The 25849-nt window shown below is 72.4% G+C and carries 23 protein-coding genes and 1 pseudogene; 9 read left to right on the top strand and 15 right to left on the bottom strand.

Annotation, left to right across the window (positions count from 1 at the left end; translation table 11 throughout):
• Nucleotides 1–22: 22 nt before the first annotated feature.
• From IPK24_00825 to IPK24_00815, 3 genes are all read right to left on the bottom strand, one after another.
• Entirely contained in the window at nt 23–619 is a 597-nt protein-coding gene (locus IPK24_00825; GenBank protein ID MBK8074116.1) for a dihydrofolate reductase family protein, read from the bottom strand.
• Between the two features lie 119 nt (nt 620–738).
• The gene (locus tag IPK24_00820; protein MBK8074115.1) at nt 739–1746 is read right to left on the bottom strand and encodes a zinc-binding alcohol dehydrogenase family protein; all 1008 of its coding nucleotides are present in this window, start codon (nt 1744–1746) and stop codon (nt 739–741) included.
• A 94-nt stretch (nt 1747–1840) separates the two neighbouring features.
• Nucleotides 1841–2272 (bottom strand): hypothetical protein, encoded by a 432-nt coding sequence (locus IPK24_00815; GenBank protein ID MBK8074114.1) that lies wholly within the window; start codon nt 2270–2272, stop codon nt 1841–1843.
• A 22-nt stretch (nt 2273–2294) separates the two neighbouring features.
• Between IPK24_00815 and IPK24_00810 the strand changes: the two genes are divergently transcribed.
• Nucleotides 2295–3209 (top strand): hypothetical protein, encoded by a 915-nt coding sequence (locus tag IPK24_00810; GenBank protein MBK8074113.1) that lies wholly within the window; start codon nt 2295–2297, stop codon nt 3207–3209.
• A 9-nt stretch (nt 3210–3218) separates the two neighbouring features.
• Nucleotides 3219–3764 carry a hypothetical protein gene (locus tag IPK24_00805; protein MBK8074112.1) on the top strand — a complete coding sequence of 182 codons (546 nt, stop codon included), beginning with the start codon at nt 3219–3221 and terminating at the stop codon, nt 3762–3764.
• Nucleotides 3765–3830: 66 nt separating this feature from the next.
• Here IPK24_00805 and IPK24_00800 read toward each other — a convergent pair whose 3' ends face one another.
• Nucleotides 3831–4400: a YdeI/OmpD-associated family protein gene (locus IPK24_00800; protein ID MBK8074111.1), complete on the bottom strand. Its 570-nt coding sequence runs from the start codon at nt 4398–4400 to the stop codon at nt 3831–3833.
• Between the two features lie 108 nt (nt 4401–4508).
• Between IPK24_00800 and IPK24_00795 the strand changes: the two genes are divergently transcribed.
• On the top strand, nt 4509–5999 hold the full coding sequence (locus IPK24_00795) for a hypothetical protein (protein MBK8074110.1): 1491 nt from the start codon (nt 4509–4511) through the stop codon (nt 5997–5999).
• 2059 nt (nt 6000–8058) lie between these two features.
• Here the strand turns inward: IPK24_00795 and IPK24_00790 are convergent.
• The gene (locus IPK24_00790; GenBank protein ID MBK8074109.1) at nt 8059–9348 is read right to left on the bottom strand and encodes a citrate synthase; all 1290 of its coding nucleotides are present in this window, start codon (nt 9346–9348) and stop codon (nt 8059–8061) included.
• Between the two features lie 283 nt (nt 9349–9631).
• Between IPK24_00790 and IPK24_00785 the strand changes: the two genes are divergently transcribed.
• Nucleotides 9632–10795: a metallophosphoesterase gene (locus IPK24_00785; GenBank protein MBK8074108.1), complete on the top strand. Its 1164-nt coding sequence runs from the start codon at nt 9632–9634 to the stop codon at nt 10793–10795.
• On the opposite strand, the gene IPK24_00780 is transcribed toward IPK24_00785, so the two are convergent.
• Together IPK24_00780 and IPK24_00775 are read right to left on the bottom strand one after the other, a co-directional pair.
• On the bottom strand, nt 10776–11174 hold the full coding sequence (locus tag IPK24_00780) for a PIN domain-containing protein (protein MBK8074107.1): 399 nt from the start codon (nt 11172–11174) through the stop codon (nt 10776–10778). The two genes, IPK24_00785 and IPK24_00780, sit on opposite strands and share 20 nt — an antisense overlap.
• On the bottom strand, nt 11171–11419 hold the full coding sequence (locus IPK24_00775) for a toxin-antitoxin system, antitoxin component (protein ID MBK8074106.1): 249 nt from the start codon (nt 11417–11419) through the stop codon (nt 11171–11173). Before IPK24_00775 ends, IPK24_00780 begins: the two co-directional genes overlap by 4 nt.
• 165 nt (nt 11420–11584) lie before the next feature.
• Here IPK24_00775 and IPK24_00770 point away from each other — a divergent pair, with 165 nt between their 5' ends.
• Nucleotides 11585–13042: an FAD-dependent oxidoreductase gene (locus tag IPK24_00770; protein ID MBK8074105.1), complete on the top strand. Its 1458-nt coding sequence runs from the start codon at nt 11585–11587 to the stop codon at nt 13040–13042.
• A gap of 325 nt (nt 13043–13367) precedes the next feature.
• On the opposite strand, the pseudogene IPK24_00765 reads toward IPK24_00770, so the two are convergent.
• Together IPK24_00765 and IPK24_00760 are read right to left on the bottom strand one after the other, a co-directional pair.
• Nucleotides 13368–14842, bottom strand: a pseudogene (locus IPK24_00765) (IS1634 family transposase).
• Nucleotides 14843–16900: 2058 nt separating this feature from the next.
• Nucleotides 16901–18838 carry a hypothetical protein gene (locus IPK24_00760; protein MBK8074104.1) on the bottom strand — a complete coding sequence of 646 codons (1938 nt, stop codon included), beginning with the start codon at nt 18836–18838 and terminating at the stop codon, nt 16901–16903.
• 402 nt (nt 18839–19240) lie between these two features.
• Here IPK24_00760 and IPK24_00755 point away from each other — a divergent pair, with 402 nt between their 5' ends.
• A complete protein-coding gene (locus IPK24_00755; protein ID MBK8074103.1) occupies nt 19241–20581 on the top strand; it encodes an MATE family efflux transporter in 1341 nt (446 codons plus the stop codon).
• A 10-nt stretch (nt 20582–20591) separates the two neighbouring features.
• On the opposite strand, the gene IPK24_00750 is transcribed toward IPK24_00755, so the two are convergent.
• Both IPK24_00750 and IPK24_00745 read right to left on the bottom strand, forming a co-directional pair.
• A complete protein-coding gene (locus tag IPK24_00750) occupies nt 20592–21296 on the bottom strand; it encodes a CPBP family intramembrane metalloprotease (GenBank protein ID MBK8074102.1) in 705 nt (234 codons plus the stop codon).
• Nucleotides 21293–21715 (bottom strand): hypothetical protein, encoded by a 423-nt coding sequence (locus tag IPK24_00745; GenBank protein ID MBK8074101.1) that lies wholly within the window; start codon nt 21713–21715, stop codon nt 21293–21295. The genes IPK24_00750 and IPK24_00745 overlap by 4 nt, the downstream gene beginning before the upstream one ends.
• A gap of 120 nt (nt 21716–21835) precedes the next feature.
• Between IPK24_00745 and IPK24_00740 the strand changes: the two genes are divergently transcribed.
• The 3 genes from IPK24_00740 (at nt 21836) to IPK24_00730 (ending at nt 23701) form a co-directional block, all read left to right on the top strand.
• Nucleotides 21836–22387, top strand: coding sequence for a PadR family transcriptional regulator (locus IPK24_00740; protein MBK8074100.1), 552 nt, complete (start codon nt 21836–21838; stop codon nt 22385–22387).
• Nucleotides 22388–22644: 257 nt separating this feature from the next.
• A complete protein-coding gene (locus IPK24_00735) occupies nt 22645–22812 on the top strand; it encodes an antitoxin (GenBank protein ID MBK8074099.1) in 168 nt (55 codons plus the stop codon).
• Nucleotides 22813–23035: 223 nt separating this feature from the next.
• Entirely contained in the window at nt 23036–23701 is a 666-nt protein-coding gene (locus IPK24_00730) for a fasciclin domain-containing protein (GenBank protein ID MBK8074098.1), read from the top strand.
• A 103-nt stretch (nt 23702–23804) separates the two neighbouring features.
• Here the strand turns inward: IPK24_00730 and rplI are convergent, their stop codons facing one another.
• The 4 genes from rplI to rpsF form a co-directional block, all read right to left on the bottom strand.
• On the bottom strand, nt 23805–24254 hold the full coding sequence (gene rplI, locus IPK24_00725; protein ID MBK8074097.1) for a 50S ribosomal protein L9: 450 nt from the start codon (nt 24252–24254) through the stop codon (nt 23805–23807).
• 19 nt (nt 24255–24273) lie between these two features.
• Nucleotides 24274–24510, bottom strand: a complete 237-nt coding sequence (locus tag IPK24_00720) for a 30S ribosomal protein S18 (GenBank protein ID MBK8074096.1) — start codon at nt 24508–24510, stop codon at nt 24274–24276.
• Nucleotides 24511–24632: 122 nt separating this feature from the next.
• Nucleotides 24633–25208: a single-stranded DNA-binding protein gene (locus tag IPK24_00715; protein ID MBK8074095.1), complete on the bottom strand. Its 576-nt coding sequence runs from the start codon at nt 25206–25208 to the stop codon at nt 24633–24635.
• 107 nt (nt 25209–25315) lie between these two features.
• The gene (rpsF, locus tag IPK24_00710) at nt 25316–25606 is read right to left on the bottom strand and encodes a 30S ribosomal protein S6 (GenBank protein MBK8074094.1); all 291 of its coding nucleotides are present in this window, start codon (nt 25604–25606) and stop codon (nt 25316–25318) included.
• Nucleotides 25607–25849: the final 243 nt, after the last annotated feature.

Here is a 25849-nt window from a genome sequence, read left to right as displayed (position 1 = left end):
CGGGAGGGTCACGGCGACTCGGTCACAGGTTGTCGGTCACGTCGTCGTAGGTCGCGGCGTTCGGTAGGTCGGCAGGAGCGTAGATCGCGCGGATCACCCCGGTCGGGAAGACCTCCGAACGCACCAGGCGCAGCGGCTGGATGTCAGCTGACTCACCGAACAGCCGCTCGCCGTGCCGCGCCGCAACCGGGTGGATCAACAGCCGCAACTCGTCGAGCAGTCCCGCGGCCAGCAGCTGGCGAACGACCGAGATCGATCCTGCGACAAGGACTTTGCCCAGGTCCTGCTCGCGCAGGCCGGACACCGTGGCGACCACATCGTCGGTGCCTTCGGCGTTGCGCCAGCCCAGATCCTGCTCGCCCCGGGTGGCCACGATCTTGCGCAGATCGCCGAGGATCTCGGCGAACGGAGCGTCCTCACCTCCGGCGGCCTCCCGGACCGGCCAGGCGCCGGCGAAGCTGTCGTAGGTCACGCGCCCGAGCAGCAGGACGTCGACGTCCGCGTAGTCCTCGGTGACGGCGGCGCCCATGTTCTCGTCGAAGTACGGGAAGTGCCATGCCGGATCGATCTCGGCCACGCCGTCGAGCGAGATGAACAGGGTCGAGACGATCGTCGTCATGGGTCCTCCATCGTGAACCGAGCCGGTGAACGTGCACCGTGCCCGGCGCCGAGGCATCGTAAACCTCCGCCGGACGCCGCCCCGACCGCGCCGCCCTACTCCCCTACTCCCCTACTCCCCTACTCCCAGGTGTGCACCACGACCTTGCCGAGAGTGCGACCGCTCTCGACCAGGTCATGGGCCTGACGCAGCGTGGCCGCGGTCAGGGGCGTCAGCGTGCGCGTGGCCGTGGGCCGGATCCGGCCGGCGTCCACGAGTTGGGCGACCCGATCGAGCAACCGGTGCTGCTCGACCAGGTCCGGGGTCTGGAACAGCGAGCGGGTGAACATCAGCTCCCAGTGCCAGGTGATGCTCTTGGCCTTCAGGGGTGCGACATCCCGGGGGCCATCGTCGATCGCCACGATCCGACCGAACGGGCGCACGATGCGGGCGTAGGTCTCGAGCTGTCCCTCGGAGTGAGCCGTGAACAGCCAGTCGATGCCCTCCGGGGCGATGGCCGACACCTGACCGGCCAGGTCCTCGCGGTGGTTCACGACATGGTGGGCGCCGAGCTCACGTACCCAGGCCGCGCGCTCGGCGTCCGAAGCCGTGGCGATGAGGGTGACGCCCGGCAGCAGCGCCCGGGCCAGCTGCAGCATGATCGACCCGACGCCACCGGAGGCGCCGATGATCAGCAGCGTGCCGGTGCTGTCGGCGGTCAGGGCGAGCCGGTCGAACAGGGTCTCCCAGGCGGTGATCGTCGTCAGCGGCAGCGACGCGGCGTCGGCGAACGAAAGGCTGCGCGGCGCGCGCCCGACGATGCGCTCGTCGACCAGGTGCAGCCGCTGATTGGTGCCGGGACGGTTGATCGCCCCGGCGTAGAACACCTCGTCGCCCACGGCGAACAGGCTCACCTGCGACCCGACCGCCCGGACGACGCCCGCGGCGTCGAAGCCCAGCACCCGCAGGCCCTCGGTCGGGGATCCGGCGCGCAGCTTGACGTCGACGGGGTTGACCGACACCGCCTCGACCTCGACCAGCAGGTCGTGCCCGCCCAAGGGAGGCACCTCGACCTGCTCGGTGATCAGGCTCGCAGGGTCGGCGATGGGCAGGTTGGCGCGGTAACCGATGGCGGTGGTCGTCGTCATGGCTTCACGGTTGCCCATCAGCCGTGGTCACCGTCAAGGGCACACAGTGAGGGGGTCAGCCCGAAGGTGGTAGCAGCATCCGTGGCGGCACAGATCAACGGCGGGATTCCGTGCGCCCTGACGACACCGAATCCCGCCATTCCCGCCAAGCGCCGGTCGACCACAGCGCCCAGGCCACCAGCACGGGTTGGAAGAGCAGCCGGACGGCGCGGGCGGCGTCCGAGTCGAGCCCGAAGGCGGCCCGGCCCTCGGCCCACTGGGCCAGGTTGCCCGGGAAGATCGCGACGAAGAACGCCGCCACCACCCAGCCCACGCGCGGTTGCCACCGTCGCGGCGCCACCAGCAGCGCCAGCCCGAGGACGAGCTCGACGACACCCGAGACCAGGACGACGAGGTCGGCGTCCAACGGGATCCACGACGGCACCTGGGCCTGGAACTCGGCGCGCGCGAAGGTGAGATGCCCGGTGCCGGTGAAGACCAGGAACGCACCGAGCAACCGGCGGGCGAGGGTCCGAAGGGTGTCCACAGACCCACCGTAGGCTGCTTGCGTGAGTGATCCGGACCTCGCCCGCGTGCTGGCCGCACAACATGGCGACGGGTCCTGGGGTGCGCAGGCCACGCTGACCGGCCGGATCATCACCACGATCTTCACGGCGCGCTCGCTGCAGGAGGCCGGGGTGGCGGCGCCCGGGGGCGCGGCACAGGCGGCGCTGGACCGCGCGCTCGACGTCCTGGCGGCCACCGCGATCGTCGAGGGCGCGGCCTCGATCACCGGCGCGGGGGACGGGGTGCTGTCGTGCTACTCCGGCATGCTGGCGCGGCTGATGGTGAACGCCGGCCGGGCCGAGCAGGCGCAGCCGCTGCTCGACTGGATCGTGCGCTACCAGCCGGTGGTGTTCGGCGGCATCGGCTACCACCAGCCCCCCGAGCCGATGTGGGGTGAGTACCTGCGACACCGGTACGGCGGGTGCATGGCGAGCACCACCTGCCTGCTCGGTCTGGTGCCGACGCTGTCGGCCCTGGTGATCGCCGAGCGGGCGGGACTGCCGGTGGCGGCGCGGCCGCAGCTGACCGCGATGCGCCGGCTGCTGATCGACCGGCGCGTGCTGTTCGCCCGGTCCGGCACCGTGCTGCCGCTGGCCGGGCGGACCAAGGCCGACCCCACCGGCACGCGCTGGCTCGCGCCGGCCTTCCCCCGCGACTACGTGATCGACCTGATCGAGCTGGTGCAGCTCGCGGTCGACCTCGACGTGCCGGACGACGCCCTGACCGAGGCGGTCGAGCTGATCGCGTCGTGGCGACTGCCGGACGGCGGGTGGCCGATGTCGGGCACCCGCCGCCTCCCGCTGGCCTACCGACCAGAGAAGGTCGACCGGCGCCGCTCCAGCCCGATCATCACCGCGCGGGTCGCGGCGCTGGGCCTGTTGCCGGCGTCGCCCCAACGCGAGGGCGGCGTGGGTTAGGTTCCCCCCGTGAACCAGAACGTGCCGACACCGTCGGGCGGGCACGGCGTGCGGGGGCGGACGGCTGCGGCGTGGGCGGTGGCGGCTGTCGGCGGGTTGCTGGCCGTGATTCCCCTGGACCAACGGCTGCGCACCGGCGCCGACCCGCGCGGCATCGTCGGTTACGAAGTGGCCGGCACGGCCGAGCGGGCCGGCGCGATCCTCGAGCAGTGGGCGAGCAGCGCCGTCACCGACACCGCCCGGCTCATGATGGCGATCGACCTGGCCTACCCGCTGGTGTACGGCTACGCGTTGCTGCTCGGGTTGCACTGGGCGGCCGCCCGCTCCGGCCGGACGACCTGGCTGCCTCGACTGCGCTGGCTCGCGCTGGGCGCACCCGCTGCCGACTACGTCGAGAATGTCTGCCTGATCTGGCAGCTGTGGGCCATGCGGGCGAGCGCCCTGTCGGCCGGGCTCGCCGCCGGTGCGGCCTACCTCAAGTTCGCCCTGATCGTCGCCGCCCTGGTGGCCATCGCTCGGCTGTCCCGGCGGCGCGGAGCTCGCGATGGGTCGTGACGGGTTTGCCCTCGATGTCGAGGGCAAACCCGGCACAACCCCGGGCCGACCCGGTGGGAGCGGGCGTCAGGGGCGTTCATTGCGGGCGGCTGCGGCGACGATGGTGGCGATGCGTCGGGCCTTGGTGTCGGGGCGTTTGGCGAACGCGAGCTGGGACAGGGCGAACTTGCGGGCGCTGGGCGGGAACGCGTCCCAATGGGCGCGGGCGATCGGGTCGGCGTCCAGGGCGGCGGCCAGGTCCGGTGACTCGATGAGGGCTTCGGCGTCGTCCAGCACGGTCCACAGCCCGCGGGCCTTGGCGTCCTCGATCACGGCGTGACCGGCGGGCTGCATCCGTCCCTGCGCGATCAGCTCGGCGACCCGGGCCTTGTTGGACGCCGCCCAGGCACTGGTGCGTCCGCGGCGGGTGAACCACAGCACCCGCCGGTCGGCGTCCAGCACCTTGATGGTGCCGTCGACCCAGCCCCAGCACAGGGCCTCCCGTACCACCTCGTCGTAGTCGAGCGGTTCGCGGCCGGACTCCTTGCGCCAGAACACCACCCACACCCCGCCGGACGTCGCGTGGTGCTCGGCGAGCCAGTCGTGCCACGCGGCGAGATCGACCGGGTGCAGCAGGGGCAGGTCGGCGTCCGGCATGGTGGCAGGGTAGAGGTCGCAGAACCGCACGTCGGCAGAGAAGTGATCTCGAGGTGGCCTTACGGCAGGTTTGAGGCGCGAGCAATGGTCTGACCGGACCCTGATCGGGTGACCATGCGACGGCTGGCCGGACTGGCCGGACTGATTCTGCTGACCGGCTGTGGGGCGAGTGAGCCCTCGGCACTCCAGGCGCCGGTCGGCGCGGCGGCATCGATCGGTGCACCGGGCCGCGATCCCGGCTCCGCCTCCTCCGTCGCACCAGGGGTGACGGTGATGACCACCGGTGGGACGCCGTCCAGCCCGTCGGCGGCTCAGCCGACGCCGGTCGTGAAGCCCGCGACGGTGCGGCCGGGCACCGGACGGATCGCCAAGCTCGCGACGATCAGCGCGCCACGGCGCTCGCCGTACGACGGGGGTGGCAACTACGGCGGCTCGGACGATCTCTACCTGCTGCCCGTCGGCGCGACGGCGGCCCAGGTGGTCAGCCACAACGCCGGCGCGCACACGCTGTCGGTCGACAGCTACGACACCCGCACCTGGAAGCAGTCGGGAGCCCGCCGCACGATCTCGCTCGCGGGCTGGGACCGATGGGGCGGCGTCTACGCCGCGCCCAAGGGCGACATCTTCGTCCTGGTCGGCCGCGCGAACCCGACCGAGAACGACAGCCTCGACGTCGTCGCGGTGCGCCGCTACAGCGCGCAGTGGAAGCTGCTCGGCACCGCCTACGTCAAGGGCGGGGTCACCCAGACCTTCAAGGGGATCTACGAACCGTTCGCCGCCGCCGGCGCGCGGATGCTCATGGTCGGCAGCCAGTTGGTGGTCGACATGGGACGCACCATGTACGCCGGCGGGGACGGCGTGCACCACCAGTCCGACCTGATGTTCACCGTGTCCGTTCCGGGCATGAAGGCCACGGTCGTCTCCGGCAAGACCCCGTTCTCCAGCCACTCCTTCCGGCAGGTGCTCGCCACCTCGTCGGCCGGGCTGATCGTCGTCCAACACGGCGATGCCTACCCGCGCGCCATCCAACTGGGGTTGATGCGCTCGTTCCCCAAGGGCGCGCTCTCGGCCCACCAGATCCTGAAGATCAAGGGGACCGTCGGGGACAACCGCACCGGCACCACGTTGGACGGCGTGGCGAGCGGGCCGGGTGGGGTGGTGGTACTCGGGACGTCGAGCAACCCGGCACAGGCCCCGCAGGGACCCGAGCGGGCACGCAACGTGTTCGCGATCGCGGCCAACCCCGCCACCGGCAAGAGCACCGTGCGCTGGTTGTCGAAGCAGCCCTGGACCGGGACCTCCTCGGTCGGTGAGTCGCGCGTCGTCCAGGTCGGCACGGACCGGTTCGTCGTCCTGTTCGCGCTGACCGGGACGACGTCGCGGCTGGAGTACCGGCTGATCGACTCACGCGGCGTCGTCAAGGCCTCGGGAAGCTTCGCCGGTAAGACCTTCTTCCCTGGGGCGCAACCGATTCTGATCGGCACGCAGATCGTCTGGGTCGATGTCGACCAGAAGAGCCGCAGCGCGCAGCGTCAGGCCTGGCTGCACGGCCTGGACATCAGCACACCCACCAAACCCGTTCCGGTGGGACGTCTTTGAGCACACGCCAGGACCAACAGGGGCCCCCGCCCCCCCCCGCGGCCGCCCCCCCCCCCCCCCCCCCCCCCTCGGGGGGGGGCCGGGGGGGGGCCGGGGCGGGCCCGGGGGGCGGCGGCCCGGGGGGGCCCCCGCGCCCCCCCCCCCGGGCCCCCCGCGCGGGGGCCCCCGGCACCCCCCCCCCCCCCCGGCCGCCCCCCCCCCCCCCGCCCCCCCGGCCGGCCGGCCGCCGCCCCCCCCGCCCCCCGCCCCCGCCCCCCCCCGCCCGGCGCGGGCGGGCGCCGCCCCCCCCCCGCGCCGCCGCCGGCGCCCGGGGCGGCCCCGGGGCCCCCCCCCGGCCCCCCCGCGCCCCCCCCCCCCCGCCGCCGGCGCCCGCCCCCCCCGCCCCCCCCCCCCCCCCCCCCCCCCCCCCCCCCCCCCCCCCCCCCCCGGGCCGCGCCGCCGCGGCGCGGGGGGCCCCGGCGGCGCCGCCCCCCCCGGGCCCCGCCCCCCCCCCCCCCCGCCCCCCCCCCCCGCCCCCCCCGCCGCCCGGCGGCGGGCGGGGGGGCGCCCCCCGCGGCCCCCCCCCCCGCCCGCCGCCCCCGGCCCCCCCGCCCCCGCCGGGGGCCCCCCGGGGGGGGGGGGCCGGGGGCGGCGGGGGGGGCCGGCGGGCCGGCCCCCCCCCCCCGGGGCGCCCGGCCCGCCCCCGCCCCCCCCCCCCCCCCCCCCCCCGCGCCCCCCCCGCCCCCCCCCCCCCCCCCCCCCCCGCCGGCGCCCCCCCGGGGGGGCCCCCCCCCCCTTCCCCCCCCCCCGGCCCCCCCCGCTCCCCCCCCCCCCCCCGCCGGCCCCCCCGCCCCCCCCGCCGCCGGCCCCCCCCCCCCCCCCCCGGCCCCGCCGCCCCCCCCCCCCCCGCGGGCCCCGCCCCCCCCCCCCCCCCGCGGCCGCCCCCGCCCCCCCCCCCCCCCCCCCCCCCCCCCCCCCCCCCCCCCCCCCGGGGCGGCGGGGCGGCCCCCCCCCCGGGGCCCCCCCCGCGCCCCCCCCCGGCGCGGCCGGGCCCCGGGCCCCCGCGCGGGGGGGGCGGGCGGGCCGGGGGGGGGGCCGCGGCGGCCCCCCCCGGCGCCGCCGCCCGGCCCCGCCCGCCCCGGCCCCGGCCCGCGGCCCGCCCCCCCCCCCCCCCCCCCCCCCCGCGGGGCCGCCCCGGCCCGCCCCCCCCCCTCCCCCGCCCCCCCCCCCCCCCCCGCCCCGGGGGGGCCGCCGGGGGGGCCGCCCCCGGGGCCCCCCGGGCCCCCCCCCCCCCCCCCGCCCCCCCGCCGGCCCGCGGGGGGGCGGCCGCGCCCGCGGGGGGGGGGGGGGGCCCCCCCCCCCCGCCCCCCCCCCCCCCCCCGCCCCCCCCCCGCCCCCCCGCCCGCCCGGGGCCGGCCCCGCCCCCGGGCGCCCCCGGCGCCCCCCCCCCCCCCGCCCCCCGCCGGGGGGGGCCGGCGCGCGGGGGGGGGGCGGGGGGGGGGGGGGGCCCGGGGCGGGGCGGGCCCGCGGGGGCCGGGGGGGGAGCCGGGCCGGGCGCCCCCCCTCGGGGGCCGCCCCCCCCCCCCCCCCCCCCCCCCGGGGGGCGGCCCCCCCCCGCTCCCGGCCCCCCCCCCCGGGGGCCCCGGGGGGGGCGGGCCCCGGGGGGCCCGCCGGGGGCCCCCCCGGCCCCGCCGGCCCCCCCCCCCCCGCCCCCCCCGGCGGGCGGGGGCCCGCCCGGCCGCCCCCCCCCCCCCCCCCCCCCCGCCCCGGGGGGCGCCGGGGGGGGGCGGCCGGCGGCGGCCCGGGCGGGGGGGGCGGCCCCCGTCCCCCGGGGCCCCCCCCCGCCGCCCCCGGCCCCCGGCCCCGGGGCGGGGGCCGGCGCCCGGCCGGGGGGGGGCCGGGCGGCGCGGCCCCCCCCCCCCCCGGCCCCCCCGCCGTCCCGGGGGGGGGCCCGGCGCCCCCCCCCCCCCCGGCCCGCCCCCCCGCCGCCGGGGGGGGGGCGGGGGCCGGGGGGGGCCCGGGCCCCCCCCCCCCGCCGGGCCCCGGCGCGGTCGCCGGGTTCGTGCGGTACGGCGATGCGTCAGCGTTGGTCGAGCGGCACGTAGGAGCGTTCCGGTTCGCCGACGTAGATCTGACGCGGACGCCCGATCTTGACCTCCGGGTCGTTGATCATCTCGCGCCACTGCGCCAACCACCCGGGCAGCCGGCCGAGGGCGAACAGCACCGTGAACATGTTGATCGGGAAGCCCATCGCCTCGTAGATCAGGCCGGTGTAGAAGTCGACGTTCGGGTAGAGCTTGCGCTCGCTGAAGTACGGGTCGTGCAGCGCGACGTCCTCGAGCTGGATCGCGATGTCGAGCAACTCGTTCTGGGTGTGGTCACCCCGCAGGATGTCGTCGGCGTGCCGCTTGATGATGGCCGCGCGCGGGTCGTAGTTGCGATAGATCCGGTGGCCGAAGCCCATCAGCCGGGCGCCACCCTTGCGGTCCTTGACGTTGCGGACGAACGTCGCGACGTCCCCGCCGTCGTCCCGAATGCGCTGCAACATCTCGACGACCTGTTGGTTCGCGCCGCCGTGCAGCGGGCCGGACAGGGCGTTGATGCCCGAGGCGACGGAGGCGTACACGTCCGCCCGGGCCGACCCGACCATGCGCACCGTTGCGGTCGAGCAGTTCTGTTCGTGGTCGGCGTGCAGGATCAGCAGCACGTCGAGGGCTCGCACGTAGCGGGGGTCGATCTCGTAGGGCTCGGTGGGGTAGCCGAACGACATCCGCAGGAAGTTCTCGACGTAGCTCAGGGAGTTGTCGGGGAACAGGAACGGGTGGCCGGTGGAGCTCTTGTAGCCGTAGGCGGCCAGCGTGGGCAGCTTGGCGATCAGCCGTATCGTGGCGAGGTCGACCTGTTCGGGGTCGCTGACGCTGGTGTCGTTGCTGAACGTCGACAGCGCCGTGACCGCGGCCGACAGCACCGGCATCGGGTGGCTGCGACGAGGGAAGGCGCGGAAGAGCTCGCGCAACCGCTCGTCGATCAGGGTGTGCCGGCGCACCTGGTTCTCGAAGCCCTCGAGCTGGGCGGACGTCGGCAGCTCGCCGTACAGCACCAGATAGGCGGTCTCCAGGAAGGTCGACTGCGCCGCGAGCTGCTCGATCGGGTAGCCGCGGTATCGCAGGATGCCCTGGTCACCGTCGATGAACGTGATGGCCGAACGGCAGGCGGCGGTATTGGCGAAGCCGACGTCATAGGTGGTGTTCCCGGTCTGCTTCAGCAAGCCTGAAATGTCGTATCCATGGTTCCCCGTGGTCGCGGGAATCAGGGGCAGGGGCAGCGAGGTACCAGCGGCAGTGATCGCGGCGTCGTCCGTGGTCGTCATGGGAGGCCTCCGTCCTGGGGTGCCGTTCCGGGCACGCTAGCCGCGCACCTCACCGGGCGATAGACCGTGGGTAGCTGTCCTGCGGGCGGCGGTCGACGATCGGCGCTGACCGTCGTGGGTGAACGACCGAGGTCACCACGACGAAGCGCGCGAGAAGCGTGCGTAGCGGCCGTGGTGAGGGCGGCAGCAGGCAGGTGTCAGCGGGATGAGTCACCATGGAGCCGTGACCTCCGACCCCCAGGCCACGGCCATCGCCGACTTCTCCGGCGGCGAGCCGGAGGCCATGTCTCCCGCCGCTCTGCCGCGCCGCGTGATCGTGCTGCTGATCTCGATCCTGTCGCTGATCTCGCTGCTGATGTTCGGCACGGGCGCCTACGCGCTGGCACCCGGTGCGGCCCAGTGGCCGGACGCCGCCGCCTGGACGGTGCGGGTCGTGTCGCTCGCCTGCGCGGTGATCATGGTGGTGACGGCGGTACTGGCCCACCGGCACGGCGGCACGGATACTCAGATCCGCCTGGCCCACGTGCTGCTCGGCATCGGCTGGATCCTGTTCAGCCAGGCTCTGATCGCGCTGGCGCTGCGCGTGATCCTCTGGATCGCCGGACTCGACGATCCACTGCGCTCACGGCTCGTCGCCGTCGTGCTCGCCCTCGACGTGGTCGCGGTGTGCCTCTGGTCGTTTCGGCAGGCCATGCAGGTCCCGGCGGTGCGTCGGACGTCGATCCCGGTCACAGGGCTGGCCGCTCCGGTCACCGTGGCCGTCCTGGCCGACACCCACTTCGACCCGTGGACCACCCCGCGGTGGTCGCGCGAGGTGGTGGCGCGGGTCAACGCGCTCGGCGCGGACGTCGTCGTGCACGCCGGCGATCTCGCCGACGGCCAGGTGGCCCAGCGCGAGGCCCAGACCCGGCCGTTGGGCGAGGTGAGCGCGCGGCACCGGTTCTACATCCTGGGCAATCACGAGTACTACTCCGGGGCGGCGGCCTGGCACGACCACATGCGATCGCTGGGCTGGACGGTGCTGGTCAACCGGCACGAGGTGATCACCGATGGGCAGGGTGCCCCGCTCGTCGTGGCCGGTGTCGACGACCCGGACGCCGCCCGCGCGCCGGTGTCGTCGAGTCACCCGAGCCCGCGCGGGCCCGACGTGGACGCCGCCCTGGCGCAGGCGCCGTCCGGGGTGCCGGTGCTCTTGCTCGCCCACCAACCGCATCTGATCGCCGATGCCCGCGACCGGGTCGACGTCCAGATCAGCGGGCACACCCACGGCGGGCAGATCTGGCCGTTCCACTACCTGGTGCGGCTGCGCGAGCCGGTGGTCGCCGGGCTCTCGCAGCACGGCAGCCGCACCCGGCTCTACGTGTCGCGGGGTGCCGGATTCTGGGGGCCACCGTTCCGGCTGGGCGCACCGAGTGAGATCTCGCTGATCACCCTGGTTCCCCGATGAACTCGACGCGCTCGTCCGCGTCGGCGAGGGGCTTGTCGAGCGTGGCCAGCACCCCATCGTGGGCGCGGGCCAGGGCGGCCAGGTAGGTGTCGGTCACCTGCTTGTGCCCCCGGACCCGACGCAGTGACACCGCGGCGTAGCTGACTTCGTCCGGCCAGAACTGGACCTTGTCCAGCGCGTGCATCGCCGTGAGGACATCGGTGGCGGTCGCCGCCCTGGCTCCCAGCCGCACGATCGTGCGGACCAGCGCTCCCTCGACGATCGGGCACAGGGCAACGCTGTCGGCGCGCGCGAACCACTGGTTGGCCACGTCGTGGAACACATGGTCCTCGGTCAGCAGCGCGATCAAGACGTTGGCGTCCACCAGGTAGGTGGTCACTGCTCGTCCGCCAGCTCATCCTCCTCGAGGAGCCGCGCGACGTCCTCGGTGGAGATCGGGCGTCCGAGCCGGATCACCGGCAATCCCGAGACGGGATGGGTGCCCAGTTCGTCGGGCTCGTCCTCGAGGTCCAGGCCGCGGATCGCCATCTCGGCGATCACCGAGGACAAGGACTGATTGCGGCGCTGCGCGATGATCTTCGCCCGTCGATATGCCGCGTCGGGCAGGGTGACGGAGGTGCGCATCTCAGCAGAGTAACCCCGAACCAGCGGAGCGCACCAGATGGTGCATCACCAGGTGATTCAGCATCTGATGCAGATCAGATCACCCGAGCGTCCGCTGTGCCACTCCGCGCGGTCAGGTCATTGCAGCGCGCGACATTCGGCACCATCCTGTCGTGGGTGGAAGGGGTGCGCGGCGAGCGTCTGAAGGTCACCCGCCCGGTGGTCGCCGGACTGTCGTCCGCCGTGCCCCGTCGTGCGCTGTTCGGGCTGGCCGGCAGCAGCATCCTCGCCGCCTGCACCCGCGGACCGGCGCCGTCCGAGGTGGGGTCGGGTTCGTCGTCCGGCGCGGCGCCCGGCGCGGGCCGGGGGCGCTCGGCGCTGGTCGTCGGGGCCGGGGCCGCAGGACTGACTGCCGCCCGAGAGCTCGTGGCCGCCGGGTGGCAGGTCACGGTGCTCGAGGCACGTGACCGTCTGGGCGGGCGGATCCACACCGTCGACACCTGGCCCGGCGTCCCGATCGACCTCGGGGCGTCGTGGATCCACGGGACGCAGGGCAATCCCGTCACGCCGCTGGCCCGGGCAGCCGGGGCCCGCCTGCTGGAGACGAGCTACGACTCGGCCGACCTGCACGTCGCGCCCCGGCTGGTCGAGCAGGGTCTGACCGACACCGACACCGACCGCTGGGACGCCGTGGTGCAGGACGCCCTGCGCCGGGCGGGCCGCCGCGACACCGACGTCTCGCTGGCCGAAGCCCTGGCGGCCACCCCACCGTGGTCACGGCTCGACGCGCTGGAGCGCGCCGATCTCGCCTTCTACCTGTCGGCCACGTACGAGACCGAGTGGGGCCTGGACGTTGCGGACCTGTCCGCGTGGACGGCAGACGGCGAGAAGTCCTCCTTCGACGGCCCCGACGCCCTGCTGCCCGGTGGGTACGCGCAGGTGATCGACCACCTGGCCCAGGGGCTGACCATCCGGCGGCAGGCGCCGGTGACCGCCGTCCGGCTCACCGGATCGGGAGTGAGCGTGACGGCCGGTGGCGCCGAGCTGTCGGCCGACGCCGTGGTGGTGACCGTTCCCGCGGCGGTGCTGGGCGCCGGGGTGATCAGGTTCGAGCCGGACCTGCCGGGGCCGATGCGGCAAGCACTGCACCGGCTCGGGACCGGGGTACTCAGCAAGACGTTCCTGCGGTTCGACCGTCCCTTCTGGCCGACCGAGGTCGACTGGCACGAGTACCTGGGGCCCCAGGGCGGGTCGTGGACGCAGTGGGTGAGTCTGGCCCGGGCCGGTGCCCCGGTGCTGCTCGGGTTCAACGCCGGCAGCCACGGACGACGGATCGAGGCGGCCCAGCCCGCGGAGGTCACTGATCAGGCCCTGACCGTGCTCCGGGACATGTTCGGAGCGCGGGTCCCCGCCCCGTCGGCCGTCCTCACCAGCGGCTGGTCGAGGGACCCGTGGGCTCGGGGCAGCTACTCGGCCAACGCCGTGGGCAGCACCCGGCAGGATCGTCTCGCCCTGGCCGCCCCGCTCGAAGGGCGGGTCTTCTGGGCCGGGGAGGCTACCGAGCCCGATCACCACAGCACGGTGCACGGCGCCGTCCTGTCCGGACGTCGCGCCGCCACGCAGCTGAGGCAGCTGAGGCCCTGAGGTACGGCTTCAGAGTATGGAGAGAACGTTTTCTCGTTGTCCTGCTGGGCGGTCACTACGTTGAACCGAGCGGCGTTGGTTGGGTGAGCTTCATCGAGCCGGGAGATTCTGGTGAGTGGATCGTCAAACGTGGTTGAGTCCATGAAAGAGCTACACGACTCCGAACTCTCGGCGTTGACCGTGACGTACACCGGCGGACCAGGGGCACGCTCCGTGCTCTGTCTGGCTCTGGTCATGGACTTCAGTAACGACAGGACGGGCTACTACGACCTCGGTGGTTATGGATTCATCTGTCGTTCAGCCCACGACCCCGACTTGGCTCAGGCTAGTGTCGTCCGGTTGAGTTGATCTTGGTGATGATGTCGCGGATCTCGTGCGGTAGGGGGTCTTCGGCGGTGATGGTGTGGGCGCCGGCCTGGATGGTGATGGTGCGGTAGCGCCGCAGGGTCCGCACGAACTTCTTGATCGACCAGTCGGTGGTGGTCTCGATCCAGTGGGAGATGGCCAGGCGGCGAACACGATGGTCAGGTGGGCTTCGATCGATTCCTTCTTGTGGTGGTAGATCGGTCGGGCTGCCAGGTCGTGCTTGGACATGCGGAAGGCCTTTCTCGATCAGGTAGAGCCGGTGGTAGGCGCCGATCACGAAGTCGGCGGTGATCGCGGTGCCGTCGGGGCAGGCGGCCAGGTTGGTGACGTAGCCCTTGATCCCGGCCAGGGACCGGGCCTTGGTTTCAGGGCGCGGTTGACGCTCTTGTCGGCGCCGGTAGTTGACGAACCGGTTCCGTTTGATGGCGGTCTTGCCGGCGACGGCCTTCTCGGCCTTGGCGACCTGTTCGTCGATGCCGCGTAGCGTGCGCCGGCCACGATCAGCGCGGTACTGGTAGTAGATGACCTGGTCGCGGCGGGTGTCCTGGCGCCGGCGGGCCAGGGTTGGGTGAAGATCTGCCCGTCGGTGAACGGCTCACCGGGGTTCTTGGCCTGCCAGGTCCGCACGCAGTAGGGCAGTTCGGGGATCTTCACGGCGAGGATGAACGACAGGCCCGCTTCCTCGATCGCCTCCTGGTTGGCCGCGGAGATCATCCCGGCGTCGGCGACCACCGTCACGTCTCTGAGTTGGTGAGCGCGCATGAAGGCCTCGATGACCGGGAGCATGGTGGCCTTCTCCGCCTTGTTGCCCTCGAACGCGTTGACCGCCAACGGGAATCCCGATGCGTCGGTGAGCAGGCCGATCGTGATCTGTGGTTCCAGGCGGCGTTCCTGGAGAATCCGCTCTCCCGGAACCCGTCTCCTGATCGGTCTCGAAATACAGGGTGGACACGTCGAACAGGACCAGGCTGGCCGGACCCAGCCCGGCATGGGCGGCGCATGCCGCGGACAGCTTCTGCTGCCAGGACGCCTTGGCATACACCGGAAGTCGCCGCTTCAACGTCGCATACGACGCGGTCGGCACACCGCCTCCTCCAACACCCGGGCCGCGTCGAGCTTGCTGGTCGGCTCGATGATCCGGGCCAGCACCAGATCCCGGAACACCCCGTCCCCACCGGCCGCGGCATCGAACCCCAGGACCTGGTAGGCACGACTCAACGCCTCCCACAGATACCCCATCCGCGAGGCCGTGATCGGCAACGGAGCACCCCGACCAGCAGACCCACCCTCCAGGCCGAGGTCGAGCTCACCCTGCCCGGCCGCCACCTGCTGCCACGCCGCGGCCTTCAACACCTCCCACTCGGCATCGGTGTGCGCCGACCCGACATGAGTGATCTCCCGCGACCCCCGCCGCGACGAGTGCACGATCTGCACCGCCCGCGCACCCGAAGACGTCCGCACCGTCCAACGTAAGGAGACACCCACCGAGCCGACGACCCACACCCCCCGGCGAGGGCACACCAAACCCATGATCAATCAACGTCGCCGCAGGTCACAGCCCCGCAACACACCAAGATCACCAAACGTGAGCCAAGTCGGGTTATGGATTCATCTGTCGTTCAGCCCACGACACGTACGGCAGCCTGGAGTACGTGTTGCCCCTCCAGCGAGCGGTCGCGCAGGGGCACTCGAGCGGGCCGCTGGAGGTTCTCCGGCCAGAACAAGGCTGGGTGGACGTAGGGCTGACCATGGACCGGAGCGTCCCACCCCCTGCACCGCTTCTCTTTGATGTCTCGGCGGTCCCGTCCGGGATCTGGTGGATCCACACCATGTCGGCTGCCACCAGGGTCGAGATTTGGCGTGCAGGAGAAGATCGAGACGCAGCGAACCCCTGAGGAGCACGTCCACACTCCCCTGCACCGAGCACCGAGGTACCCGCGGGGCGGCGCCGATCCCTACGTGGCCATGTCGACGAAGCGGGAGTAGTGGCCCTGGAAGGCGACGGTGATGGTGTCGGTGGGGCCGTTGCGGTGCTTGGCCACGATGAAGTCGGCCTCGCCGGCGCGGGGGGACTCCTTCTCGTACATGTCCTCGCGGTGCAGCAGGATCACCATGTCGGCGTCCTGCTCGATCGAGTTGTGCACCGCGATGCCGTTGGCCACGAAGTTGTGGGTGCCGAGCACGGTGGCGTCGTAGACCTGCTCGACGCCGTCGGGCTCGATGGCCACGATCTCGTCCCACACCACGTCGTTGACCGCCAGCACGTCGAGGTCGACGCGCTGCAACAGGGCGGCCACCCGGCCCAGGCGTTGCCGTGGCACGGCGACCCGCTCGCCGTGCTCGCCACCGCCCAAGGTCTCGACCAGGGCGGGTTCGGTCACCGCACTGACGTGCACCGGGTCGGTGAGCACGCTGCGCACCTGCTGCCACACGTCGTCCTCGGTCGCACCGGGGCGCACCCCGGCGGCAGGGACGTCCCAGCTGGGACGCGCGCTGCGCGCCGTACGCGCCCGCACGGCGGCGAGCAGCCGGGTGGCGGCCAACGCGTCACGCCCGTCGACCCCGATCTCGCCGAGGAAGCGGCGCTGATCGTCCACGCCCTCGATCAGCACCGCGGCGCCCTCGATCAGGCGGGCCGAGATGCCGAACCGCAGCAGCAGCCGAGCGACGCCGTCCGCCGTGGCACGGCTGGGGGCGGTCAGGCGCACCAGGGCCGGTTCGGCCCGGACCCAACCCGCCCGGTTCCAGACCTCCCGCAGCAACAACGCGATCTGCCGCTTGGGCAGCGCGAACGCCTGCGGCGCAAGGGCTTCGGTGCCGGCGGCGACCCGCCCCGCCAGGGCCAGCACCTCGGCGTCCGAGAACACCTCGACCTGCTCGGGGGCCGGCACGTGGCGCGGCACCGCGACCTGGGCGCCGGGGCGCAGGTCACCGATCGGCGTCCAGCCGTCGTAGGTCAGGAACGGGTGGTTCGCGGTGGCGCGCACGCACTTACCCGAGGCCAGCCGCACCCGGAACACCTCGCGCTCACCGGTGGCGAACACGTGGGTCAGGTGCCGGCGGACGTAGCGCAGCGAGTCGTCCAGCGACCACACCGGGACGTCGCGGGCGCCCGAGGCGAACAACTCCCCCATGGTGGTCTCGGCCCCGGTGTCGGCCCGCAGGATCGCGGTGTCGGCGGTGAGGCACCCGGATTCACGCAGGTCGCTGACCATCGGCTTCTTGTCGGTGCGCTGCTCCGGACCACGGTTCAGCTGGCTGATCGCGATCACCGGTACCTCGAGCTCCTTGGCGAGCAGCTTCAGCGCCCGCGAGAACTCGCTGACCTCCTGCTGGCGGGACTCGACCTTCTTGCCCGAGGTCATCAGCTGCAGGTAGTCGACCACGACCAACTTGAGCCCGTGCCGCTGCTTGAGCCGACGGCACTTGGCCCGGATCTCCATCAACGTCATGTTGGGCGAGTCGTCAATGAACAGCGGCGCCGAGTTGATCTCACCCATGGTGCGGGCCAGGCGGGTCCAGTCCTCTTCGCGCATGGTGCCCTTGCGCATGTTCTGCAACGGGATCCGCGCCTCGGCCGAGAGCATGCGCATGGTGATCTCGGTACGGCTCATCTCCAGACTGAAGATCACCGCCGGCATGTTGTGGTGGATCGCCGCACTGCGGCACACGTCCAGTCCCATGGTCGAGTTGTGGGTCGGGATCATGGATCGGCCGGCGAGGTACAGATGATCCTCGTTGTCGACCTGGAGGCACCGCACCGGCACACTGCGGACCGGTCGAACGTCCGTGATGAACCGTGAATTGCGCCGCGTGAATCGGCGAGCGCCCCGTTCCTTGCGCCAACCGCTTGCGCGCCAACCCGAAGACCACGTCGTCAGTACTGAAGGTCAGCGTCCAGGCGACCGAGGACTCAGCCGTTCGACCCGGAACCCGCTTACCACTGAGGCCCGAGCGATAGCCGAGGCTGGTCACGAGCTCCTGCACATCCCGAGCGAGTCGCTCATTGGTCACGGTGAACTGCACGGTCCCGCTCGGCGCGACGGTGCCGTCGGTATCGAGCAACCCTGCCAAGAGGTCGCGGCGCTGCGGCTCGGACGCGCGCAGGTACGCCAGCGGGATGTGCTTGTTGTTCAGCACGCCGATGGTGCGCAGGCGCGCGGTGACCGTCGGCGCGGTGGCCCCGCCCTCTGCCTCGATCCGCATCGCGATCTCGGGATCGGCGCTGGTGATGTGCGCCGCAGCGCTCGTGCCATCACCCAGCCACGCCCCAAGGTGTCGGGGGATGAGCAGCGAGGCATCCGGCAGGTCGAGCGGCTTTGCCGTGACCACGCTGTGATTCAGCCGCCCGTCAGCGGTTGTGCAGCGCAGGCTGGCGGCGATCTGGGTGGTGGTTCGCACCTCGGCGAAGGTGCGTTGAGTGCGGTGGCCGTTGTACCCGGTGGCCGCCTGCTGCGCCGAACGCCGCGAGGATCGGGTCTCGGTCAGCCACAGGTGCTCGGCGTCCGCGACGATCACCTCGCCGTCCGAGAAGTGGACCTCGTAGCACGGCCGGCCCACCATGACACCCGTGGCCGCGGTCACGGTGGTCGGACGTCCATCGGCGCCCAGTACCTGATCGCCGACGTGCAGCCGACCCATCGTCGTCCAGCCGCCGGGGGTGGGAATCGGGGTGTCGAGTGCCAGCGCCTTGCCAACCGCCGGACGCGCCGCGATCACAATCATCTGCCCGCCGTGCAGGCCGTTGGTGAGCCGGTCGAGGTCGGCGAACCCGGTGGGTACCCCGACCATGCCGTCGCCCCGCGCCGAGGACGCCTCGATCTCGTCGATCGTGGCCTCGATGACGTCACCGATGGCGTGGTAGTCCTCCGACTGGCGCTTCTCGGTGACCGCGTACACCTCGGCCTGCGCCGCATTCACCAGCTCGTCGACGTCCCCGCCGTCGGTGGCATACCCGAGCTGCACGATCTTCGTTCCGGCCTGCACCAATCGGCGCAACACCGCCCGCTCGTGGACGATCCGCGCGTAGTACCCGGCGTTCGCCGCGGTCGGCACCGACGACAGCAACGTGTGCAGGTAGGCCGGACCGCCGATGCGGCCCAGCTCGCCCCGCTTGGTCAGCTCGGCCGAGACCGTGACGGCGTCCGCCGGCTCACCGCGCCCGTAGAGGTCGAGCACCGCCTCGAAGACCAGCTCGTGGGCCGGGCGGTAGAAGTCGGTGCCGCGCAGCACCTCGACCACGTCGGCGATGGCGTCCTTGGACAGCAACATGCCACCCAGCACGCTCTGCTCCGCCGCGACGTCCTGCGGCGGGGTACGGCCGAAGTCCTCGCTCGGAACCTCACTGGTGAACTCGAGGTCCGCGACAGACACCGGCGTAGCCTCCTCGAGTCGTCCTGCTGGCCTGGGAACTGGTCGGTGACCGGGCATGAGTCAGTGGTATCGCCTACCACCGACAAGTACCGACACGTCTCGGTGAACCCGTCCGGCACCGGCACCTGGCGGGTCCGGCCGACGCGAACCTAGGGGCGTGAGGAGGCCGGGGCAAACGCGGCCTGTGGGCGCCGGGCCCTAGTCTGTGGACAACAGGTGGACGACCGTGGGGTGTCGCCCACAGGCTGTGGATAAACCTGGGGACAAGCGATGTGATTCACGCAGTCACATGCTGCTGACCTGCACAAACAGCATCCACCGAGTGTGGAGGAGAGAAAGTCGGCGTGTCTGTTGGAGCGTGTCGGAGTCCCGATCCGGGGGATTCCAGAGTGTTGGGTGTGACACCTGTGTCCACTGATGGTGGATGGACTGTGGATAACTGCGGGGGCGTGGGGGCTGATGCGTCGCTCGGATACCGCCGCTCGAGAGGTGCTGGCGCTCGCCGTCCCGGCCCTGGGCGCGCTGATCGCCGAACCCCTGTTCCTGCTCGCCGACTCGGCCATCGTGGGGCGCCTGGGCACCGTGCCGCTGGCCGCGCTCGGGCTGGCCGGGGCGATCCTCGGCGGGGCGATCTACCTGTTCGTCTTCCTCGCCTACGGCACCACCGCCTCGGTCGCCCGCCGGCTCGGGGCCGGTGACCTGCGTGCCGCGCTCACCCAGGGCGTGGACGGCATGTGGCTGGCCCTCGCGCTCGGTCTGCCCGCCGCCCTGGCCACCTTCGCCGCAGCACCGTGGCTGGTCGACCTGTTCGGCCCCACCCCGGACGTCGCCGCGCAAGCCGTCACCTACCTGCGCTACTCACTGCCCGGCTTGCCCGCGATGCTCGTGCTGCTGGCCGCCACCGGCGTCCTGCGCGGATTGCAGGACACCCGCACGCCGCTGGTGGTCTACGCCGCCGGAGCGGCGGTGAACGCGATCCTCAACGTGCTGCTGGTGCACGGCCTGGGTCCGGCGCCACGGCTGGGGATCGCCGGCTCCGGGCTGGGCACGGCGCTGACCCAGCTCGGCATGGCCGCAGCCGTCACCGTGGTCGTGGTCCGCGGCGCCCGGCGCCACCACGCCTCGCTGCGCCCCGACCGCGCAGGCATCCTCGCCTCGGGGCGCAGCGGCGTCCCGTTGTTGGTGCGCACCCTGGCGCTGCGCACGGCGCTGCTGATCGCCACCTGGGTGGTGACCGACAAGGGCGAGGTGGCCCTGGCCGCCCACCAGGTGGTCACCACGCTGTGGACCCTGCTGGCGCTGTCGCTGGACGCCATCGCGATCGCCGCACAGTCCCTGACCGGGCGGTCGCTGGGCGCCTCAGATGTGCCCGGCACCCGCGCCACGACGGCCCTGATGATCCGCTGGGGGGTGTGGGGCGGCGTCGTCCTCGGGGTGGTGCTGCTGCTGGTACGTACCTGGCTGGGACCGCTGTTCGTCGACGACCCGGCGGTCTGGCGGGCCATGTCGGCGGCGCTCGTCGTCGCGGCGATCGCCCAACCGGTCTCGGGTTTCGTCTTCGTGCTGGACGGCGTGCTGATCGGGGCCGGGGACGGCCGCTACCTGGCGGTGGCCGGGGTGATCCAGGTGCTCATCTATGCCCCGATCGCGGTGGCCGTGGCGGTGTGGGCGCCGTCCGGGACCGCGGGGCTGGTGTGGGCGTGGGTGAGCTGGACGGCGGGCTACATGCTCGCGCGGGCGGTGTTCCTCGGCGTCCGGGCTCGTGGGTCGGCCTGGATGGTGACCGGGGCCGTCCGGTGAGCGAGGCTGTTCAGCCGCTCACCTGCTCGGGCTCCGGCTGAACGCGTTCGGCGGCCAGCACGATGGTCAGGATGACCACATCGAGGACGACGTGCAGCGTCCAGGCCCAGGCCAGACCGCCGGTCTGCAGCGTCGCCGTGCAGGCCAGCCAGCCGAGGAATCCGGCCAGCGCCACCCCGACCGGGCCTCCCGGGTGGCCGCCGTAGTGGGGTAGGCCGAACAGCAAGCCCGAGACGAGGGCCAACGAGCCGACGCCGAGCACCGCCGGCGAGACACCTTGCAGCAGAGCGGCGCGGAAGATCAGCTCCTCGCTGGTGGCATTGAGCAAGGACAGCGCCACCGCGGCGGGGAGGACGGCGATCAGGCTGCGCCCGGCCAGGCCGGCGCGGCGTCCCACCTGCAGCCACAGCGTCACCCCGGTCACCGCGACGATGATCGAGCCGGTGGTGAGCAACAAGGTGCCCCAGCTGTCGCCGTCCGAGACTCCCATCCACCCCAGGCCGTGCACCGGGGCGGCGAGGTCACCCAGCAACGCCACCGGTCGGCCCGGCCCGGGCATCAGACGCGCCAATGCCCACACCACCACCGCGAGTGCCAGTGCCAGTGCCTGGTAGGTGGCGCGGCGTCGTCCGGTGCGGCGGGCGAGCACGAGCAACGCCGGACCGCTCGCGCCGACCAGCAGGACCGTGAGCAGGGTGGCCAGGCGGCCGCTCATGCGGTCCCCTCACGACGGCGGGCCGCCCAGAGCAGGAGGATCTGCACCAGGGCGAACGGTGTCCAGATCGCCCGCTCGACCGGCGACGGTGAGGCGGCATTCATCACGGCCGCGAGCACCATGACTGCTGTGAGGACGGTGAGCAGCCTGCGGCGCCCACGGTGGCCACGGCGCCCACGGTGGCCTTGGTGGCCTTGGTGTTCGGGCCGGGTGAGCCGCGGCGCGGCGAGCTCGACCGCGATGGCCGCCCAGACCACGGCGGACGCCGCACTCGCCAGGCGAAACCCCGTGGGCAGGTGCCCCGGGTGCGCCCCACCCCAGGCAGCCACCCCCCACGGAAGCCCCGCGGCCAGGCCCACCTGGAACACGGCGAGCCCGCCGAACAGCGCGGCTGAGGCCCGAGCCGCCGGGCTCACGATGGCCGGGCCGACCGGGCACACGGGGACCGCCGGCTCGTCCGCCGAGACGTCGACCATGAGGACCTCCAGGTATCTGGTAGATAGCTGACCATAGAGATATCTCCCAGATATAGTCAAGGCATGGCCCGTTCCTCACAGACCCAGCTGGCCGTGCTCGGCGCCCTCTCGGTCGAGCCGATGACGGGCTACGCCCTGCGTCAGGCCATCACCGAGACCCTCGGCCACTTCTGGCGTGAGAGTTTCGGCCAGATCTACCCGGCCCTGGCCACGCTCGAGGCCGAGGGTGCGGTGCGGCGAACCGAACCCGGCCGGACGTCGGGCAGCCGGTTCGAGCTCACCGAGGCCGGCAGCGCGCGGTTGCGTGAGCTGCTCGCCGAGCCCTTCGAACCTGCTCCCCGCCGCGACGGGCTGCTGCTGCGGCTGTTCTTCGGCCGCCAGCTCGGGGTGCCGGCGTGCCGAGACCTGCTCGAAGGGGCTCGGGACGACGCCGAGGCAGCAGTGCAGCACTACGCGAGGCTGCGAGCCGAGGTCGAGGCCGAGATCGCCACCGACGAGGCCGTGTCGGTGCCGGACGCACCGTTCTGGCTGCTCACGATCGCTGCCGGACAGCACACCGCCGCGGCCCAGCTGGCCTGGGCCACCGAGGCACTGGCGATGCTCGACCAGGTGTGAACGAGAGGTTCTCCACGGCAGGTGGACCTGCCGGCGCGCCTCCCCCGCGGGGTAGCCGCTCCCAACCCGCTCATGCTCCGCAGACGACGGCTCATACTCCCTGGCAGACGAGCTGACATCGATGTCAGATGGTCATGATCAGTCACCAGCGGAGCATGAGCCGGTTGGGGCCGGGCGGAGCCGGTTTGGGCAGCCGGGTGGGAAGCCGGGGTGGTTAGGGTGGGCGGATCGACACCCGGCAGCACGAGGAGAGCGCAATGGGATTCCTGGACAAGGCCAAGGATCTGGCCGAGCAGCACGCGGACAAGGTCGAGGCAGCGGTCGAGAAGGCCGGGGACCTGGTCGACGAGAAGACCGACGGCAAGTTCGCCGACAAGGTCGATCAGGCGCAGAGCTTCGTCAAGGACAAGCTCCAGGAGAGCTGAACCGGCACCTGCTGGTCAGTCAAGGGGGGTTCGGGCCAGGTGCCCGGACCCCCCTTCTGGTTCGGTTCGACCACCTCGGCCACACCTCGCTTCCTCCGACTCGTCCGGGCCGCGCGAATGGTCCCCGACGACGTTGGGGACGATTCCGTGCATCCGAACATGCCCCTGGCTCCGAATACCCCGGCAACAGCTCGTGACCCCCACCCCGACCAAGGAGCGCGTCATGAAATACGTTCGCCGGATCGTCACCGGACTGGTTGCCGCAGGAGTGGGCCTGACCGGTCTGGCAGCGCCCGCCCAGGCCGCCGCGCCGTCCGCAGCTCCCGCAGCATCGCACGGCACCCGCAGTCTGGCCGCCGTCCTGACCTCGGACGGCAACCAGTTCGACCACAACTGGCGTGACTACGACATCGTGACCGAGGCGGCGCTCGCCGTCCTGAAGGCCAAGCCGAACAGCCCGGTCAAGGTGATCACCCAGGGCGGGACGGCGATCACGGTCTTCGCGCCCAACGACCGCGCCTTCCAGCGACTGGCCAGCGACCTCTTCCACAAGCGCTACCACTCCGAGAAAGCGGTCTTCACCGACCTGGCCACCAAGGTCGGGGTGGACACCATCGAGAAGGTGCTGCTCTACCACGTGGTCCCGGGTGCGACCATCACCGCGAAGCAGGCTCTCGCCCTACCCCGGAACGCCCAGGTGTCGACCGCTCTGCCGGGCGCCTCGTTCCGGGTACTCGTCCGCGACCGCCACCCGGTCACGGTCGAACTGAAGGACAACGACCGCACCGACGCCAACCCGTACCTGCTGCGCAGCCAGCTCGACCTGAACAAGGGCAACAAGCAGATCGCCCACGGCATCAACCGGGTGCTGCGTCCGCTCGACCTGTGACGCGCTCGGCGCCCGCATAGGGCGAGGTCACGACGAAGGGGGCGGTGTCGGAGCCCGAGGCCCGACACCGCCCCCTTCGCGGCGTTCTGTGGAACTGCGCTGATCAGGCGCCGGCGACAACCTTGACGGCGACCTTGGCGGCCACCTCGGGGTGCAGCCGCACGCTGACCGTGTAGTCACCGGTCGACTTGATCGGCTGGGTCAGCTCGACCTTGCGGCGGTCGACCTGCGGGCCACCGACAGCGGCCACGGCCGCTGCGACGTCCGCGGTGGTGACCGCACCGAACAGCCGGCCGTTGGTGCCGGCCCGCACGGTCAGGGTGACCGGCTTGCCCTCGAGGGTGGCGCGAATGCTCTGCGCCTCCTCGAGCGAGGCGACCTCACGCGCCGAGCGCGCGGCCTGGATCGAGGCGACCTGCTTCTCGCCGCCCTTGGTCCAGGCCACGGCCAGACCACGGGGCAGCAGGTAGTTGCGGCCGTACCCGTCCTTGACGTCGACGACGTCACCGGGGGTACCGAGGCCGGTGACCTCCTGGGTCAGGATGAGCTTCATCGGTTCTCCTCCTCCTGACTCAGCGAGCCGAGCTCGAGTACGGCAGCAGCGCCATCTCGCGGGCGTTCTTGACCGCCTTGGCGATCTCACGCTGCTGCTGCACGGTCACGCCGGTGACCCGGCGGGCCCGGATCTTGCCGCGGTCGGAGATGAACTTACGCAGGACGGTGACGTCCTTGTAGTCCACCCGCTCGACCCCGGCGGACTTCAGCGGGTTGGACTTCTTCTTGGGCTTGCGGACAGGTGGCTTGGCCATCGTGGTGCTCTCCTCCTCGAAGAGCCCGGGCCGGCTCGAGGCGAGCCCGGGATGGTCGTGGTTCGACAGTGATCGGAACAGTGATCGGAACAGTGGTCAGAGCAGGTCGGTCATGGTGCAGATCAGAACGGGGGCTCCTCGTGCGAACCGCCGTAGCCGCCACCGGACGACGCGCCGCCGCCGGAGGGGCCGGTGGCCCAGGGGTCGTCGGCCGGACCGTGAGAGGCGTTGCCGCCACCACCCCCGCCGGAGTAACCCCCACCGCCGCCGCTCCCGCCGCCGGAGTAGCCGCCCCCACCGCCGCCGAAGCCTCCGCCGCCGCCACCCCCACCACGCTGGGTGCGGTTGACCTTGGCGGTGGCGTAGCGCAGCGAGGGGCCGACCTCGTCGACGTCCAGCTCGACCACCGTGCGCTTCTCGCCCTCCTTGGTCTCGTACGACCGGCTCTTGAGCCGGCCGCTGACCAGGACGCGAGTGCCACGCTGCAGCGACTCGGCAGCGTTCTCGGCTGCCTCCCGCCACACCGAGCAGCGCATGAAGAGGGTCTCGCCGTCCTTCCACTCGTTCGACTGGCGGTCGAACGTGCGAGGGGTGGACGCGACAGTGAAGTTGGCCACCGCGGCCCCGGACGGCGTGAAGCGCAGTTCGGGGTCGTTGGTCAGGTTGCCGATGATGGTGACGACGGTTTCGCCGGCCATGGCACTCCAGCTTTCCTCGGGTTCGGGCGAACGCTGCGGGTCGAGCGATCGGGTCGATTCACCCCGGTCGGGGGCGATGCGACAGATCTACCTCGAGGGTCCGACAGTCAGCGGGCGCCGGGGCGGACGAGCTTGGTGCGCAGCACGGCCTCGTTGAGGTTGAGCTGGCGGTCGAGCTCCTTGGCCACGGCCGGCTCGGTGGTCATGTCGACCACCGCGTAGATGCCCTCGGTCTTCTTCTTGATCTCATAGGCCAGCTTGCGCCGGCCCCAGATGTTGACGTTCTCGACGGTGCCGTCGGCCTTGCGGACGACGTTCAGGAACTTGTCGAGTGACGGGGCAACGGTGCGCTCCTCGAGATCGGGGTCGAGGATCACCATCAGTTCGTAGTGACGCATGCTGAGAACCCACCTCCTCTGGTCTAAGGCGGTCACGGTCCATCCGTGACAGGAGGGTCGTTGCGTCGGGCATTCGTGACGAGGTCGTCCCCACTGCAGGGACGCCACGTCCCGGTCCGCGGAGCACAGTACCTGCCGGGGTGGGCCAGTCCGAAATCGTGTCCCCCGGGGCGGGGTGGAGGGAGGCCGCGACCAACCTGCCCATGCTCCCCAGGTGACGGATCGGCGTCCGGATTGTCCGGT

The sequence above is a fragment of the Kineosporiaceae bacterium genome (genome assembly GCA_016713225.1).
GTDB lineage: Bacteria > Actinomycetota > Actinomycetes > Actinomycetales > Kineosporiaceae > JADJPO01.
Note: the sequence above shows the minus strand (reverse complement) of the source record. Positions and strands in the feature narration are given on the sequence as shown.